Annotated in this window: 3 protein-coding genes; 1 reads left to right on the plus strand and 2 read right to left on the minus strand. The window is 47.2% G+C overall.

What is annotated here, in order from left to right; translation table 11 throughout:
• Positions 1–1,939 (minus strand): TonB-dependent siderophore receptor (locus tag Q0986_RS16680; RefSeq protein ID WP_299412966.1); only part of this gene is annotated, 1,939 nt, incomplete at its 3' end.
• Between the two features lie 185 nt (positions 1,940–2,124).
• Here Q0986_RS16680 and Q0986_RS16685 point away from each other — a divergent pair.
• Positions 2,125–2,733, plus strand: a complete 609-nt coding sequence (locus tag Q0986_RS16685; protein WP_299412968.1) for a class I SAM-dependent methyltransferase — start codon at positions 2,125–2,127, stop codon at positions 2,731–2,733.
• Between the two features lie 72 nt (positions 2,734–2,805).
• Here the strand turns inward: Q0986_RS16685 and Q0986_RS16690 are convergent.
• Positions 2,806–3,516: AraC family transcriptional regulator (locus tag Q0986_RS16690; RefSeq protein ID WP_299412971.1), on the minus strand; the 711-nt coding region annotated here is incomplete at its 5' end.

Below are 3,516 nucleotides of genomic sequence, written 5' to 3' on the forward strand. Positions count from 1 at the left end.
TACCGCCGCCAACAAGCTGACCAAAGCTAGGGGTAAAGGATTCAGAGTAGTTGGCGTAAAGGGAGACGGTTTCGATGGGCTTAAAGATGAGACCAATTCTGGGACTCAGAGCTTGGTCGGATCGATTTTCACTGGTGTTTGTTAAGTTGCGGAAATCAACGTTGTCATACCGTAAACTTCCCACCAAAATAAATTTATCGAGGAAGCTAATTTGATCCTGAATAAAGACGCCAATGCGGTCGGTTTCATTTTCAAAGCCAGGGAAAAACGGGGCAGTACTGAGGTCTGGCCTGGGCACTGCGCCATAAACCGGATTAAAGATATTGAGAATAGTGGGTGTATCAAAGTCTACCCGAGTAAAAGCTTCATCAAACCGATTAAAGTTGAGGTCAAACCCAACTAGAAGCTTGTGCTGAAGAGGACCAGTTTTAAAGTTGCCTTCTACATTGGTTTGGATCGTATAGTCATCAGACTGCCATTGGCGATCTGCAAAGAAACGCGTAATATCGCCTGTGGTTTCATCCACAAAGAACGGTAACGTGGCTAGGTTGAAATAGTCTTGAGTAACGAAACGAAAGCCATGATTGAGCTTCCAGTCATCACTAAATTGATGGACAAAGTCGTACCCTAGCGTTAACGAGCTTTGTTCGAGAAAGTCATCTGGTTCATTAATTATGCGATCGCGAGGGCCATCGAAAACGCCAGTTCCTAAAGCTGGGATGCCAAGATCAAAAGGATTGGTTTCATCAATGTACTCTAGCCGCAGGGTTAGGTGGGTGCGATCACTAATATCCCATCGCAGCTTGGGAGCAATAAAGAAGCGTTCGGTGTCCCTCTCAACATCCCGGAAGCCGTCCTGACGAAAATATGACAGGTTCAACCGATAGCTCAGGGATTGATCTTCTGTGAGTGGTCCAGTGATATCTAGCCGCGGTCGCCAGGTTCCCAAATTCCCTGCCTGAAATTCAAACTCGTAAAATGGCTCAGATAAAGGTTCTTTGGTTACTAAGTTCACTAGCCCACCTGGATCGGTTTGCCCATACAGCACTGAAGATGGCCCTTTAATCACCTCAATTCGCTCAATATTAGCGGTTTCCTGGCTGCCTAGATTCTCAGTAACGCGAAAACCGTCACGCAAAATTGCACCTCCAGTTATCTGATCGGTGGTGAAACCCCGAATCGTCAGATTTGTACTACTGAAAGCATCGAGACGGCCTACGATACCGCTCACATTCTGCAGGGCATCATCTACTCTCAAGATTTGCTGATCTCGCAATACCTCTTGAGGCACAACCTGAACCGATTGAGGTGTGTCCAAAATTGACGTGTCGGTTCGCGTCGCAGTACTAGCGTCTGGAACGGTATATCCCTCCTGGATTTCTTCTGCAGTCACCGTAATTGCTAATTCTTCGTCTTCTGAGGCTGCAAGCGTTGCTGTCTCTACTGCCAAGACTAACCCTGTGGCTTTATTCTGGATCGCGACTGTTGGTGGTGCTTCCGTCCCCACAATCTCAATCTGCACCTGATCCGCTGTCACAGGGGTCACACTGATTTCTGCAATACCCGTGGCAGGATTTGTCTGCCGATATTCTGGGCCATTGGGTAACGCTAACACCGCATTGGGAATCACCGCTGTCAGTCGATTCCCCTCCGTCTCGGTTATAGGAATACTCAGCGCATCTGTGCCAGTTTCCAGCACAATCTCAACTCCCTGCTCGGTGGGATTGACCTGTATCTCTGTAATCTGAACTAATGTTTCTTCAATCTGGGCCAGCCATTCCGTTACGCTTGTAGCTGGCTGTGGATATTGAGGCTCTCCAGCCCTGTCACCCAGTTCGGGAACCTCAGGCTCTTCAGTAGCCCAGACTGGTTTTACGGCTATCACATTCGCCAGCGCAACAGCCCACAACAAAAAAAACTGGATCGATTTTCGTGTCATTATGCTTTACCCACAACAGCCAGGCCACAGCCTTGCTAATGAAAATTAGTTTTATTAGTTAGGTGAGGGTATCGTAGCGGTAATTAGCGATCGCAACCTTTGCAAAACCGACTTTTTTCTTCGCGAAACTGACAAATTGAGTATTGGGTGATTCGGTGTTTTGGAAAGCTGGCAGAATTGTTTCTATGAGTAGAGTTGAAGGTACCAAAGGTTACAAGCAGGTTGTAGAAAGATTTGTGGCAGCGACTGAATCAATAGACTTCAACGCATTGCACCAGCCTTACTTAACTCATATCCCTAAAGCACCCAGCTATTTGCTGGATGTCGGTGCAGGAATTGGCAGAGATGCCGCCGTTCTAGCCTCACTTGGTCATCAATTAGTGGCGGTGGAGCCGCTTGATGAGTTCCGACAGATCGGATTAGAACGCTATGCTTCACCTAGAATCCGTTGGGTACAAGACTTCCTGCCGAGCTTAGAAAACCTTGGTATGCTTCAGTTTGACTTCGTCCTTGCATCTGGCGTTTGGCACCACATTAATCACAATGAACGTGAAATTGCCATGCAACGTATCGCTCAACTGATGCGACCGAATGCCATATTTGCCGTTTCTCTACGGCATGGGCCTGCTGGAGGGGGCACTCACATATTTCCAACTGATCATAAACAAACTATCTACACTGCATCTATCTATGGTCTTGAACTGGTCGTCTGTGAGAAGAAGCTACCTAGCTTAATGCCGGGCAAGGATGATGTTTTTTGGGATAAGTTGGCTTTCAAGCTTCGTGCTGCCTAGGATGACACCTCCCATCTAGGCAACACAGGCAACCAACAGTGTGCGGCTCACAGGTCTGGTGCTGTACAAAAACTAAACTCGTCGACCCAATTGATAGGCTTTGGGGCTAACTGCAAACTGACGTCGAAACGCAGTACTAAACGCTTCTGGGCTGCGATAACCCACTGTAGCTGCAACCTTGGCAATAGATAACTCGCGATCTTGCAACAGTAGTTGTGCTTGCTCCATGCGATATTGCTGTAAATAGCCAAACACAGTTGTACCAAATAGGTGCCGGAAACCCTGATTGAGTTTGCGGTCATTAAGACCCACCCGTCGTGCTAGCTCTATCAGAGAGGGCGGTTGCTGAGCATGCTGGACTAAAATATCCTTGGCCCAATGGAGTTGCTCTATATCTTGGGCGTTAAGAAGTATTGTTTGATGTTGGGTTTCCTGCCAAGCGATGAATTGAGCCGTCAGTAGTTCTAGCACTTTACCTTCTAGATAAAGCTGTTGCATCAGCCCTGTATACGGGCAGTTCAGAATTTGCTGGATCTTTTGTCGTATGGAATTAGTTATGGGTCCAAGCGATTGATGAAATCGTTGCGTTCTGTCTCCTGCTAGGAGGTGTTGAAGTGGCTTTGGTAAAGCCGTGCGTTCGAGATTAAAGCCACTAAAGTAATCAGGATTGACGGAAATCATGATCACCTGTAGCTCTTGATCAGCAGGCCACTCCTCAACTTCAATGTGATTGGGGAGATGATAGAGGTAATGGTAGCCAGTAATTTCCCGATAGTCGCAATT

This window comes from Acaryochloris sp. IP29b_bin.148 (genome assembly GCF_028285565.1).
In the GTDB taxonomy this organism is placed as follows: domain Bacteria; phylum Cyanobacteriota; class Cyanobacteriia; order Thermosynechococcales; family Thermosynechococcaceae; genus Acaryochloris.

Coding starts and splice junctions, on each gene's coding strand:
- Q0986_RS16685 (WP_299412968.1), top strand. CDS start 2,125: ATGAGTAGAGTTGAAGGTACCAAAGGTTACAAGCAGGTTGTAGAAAGA.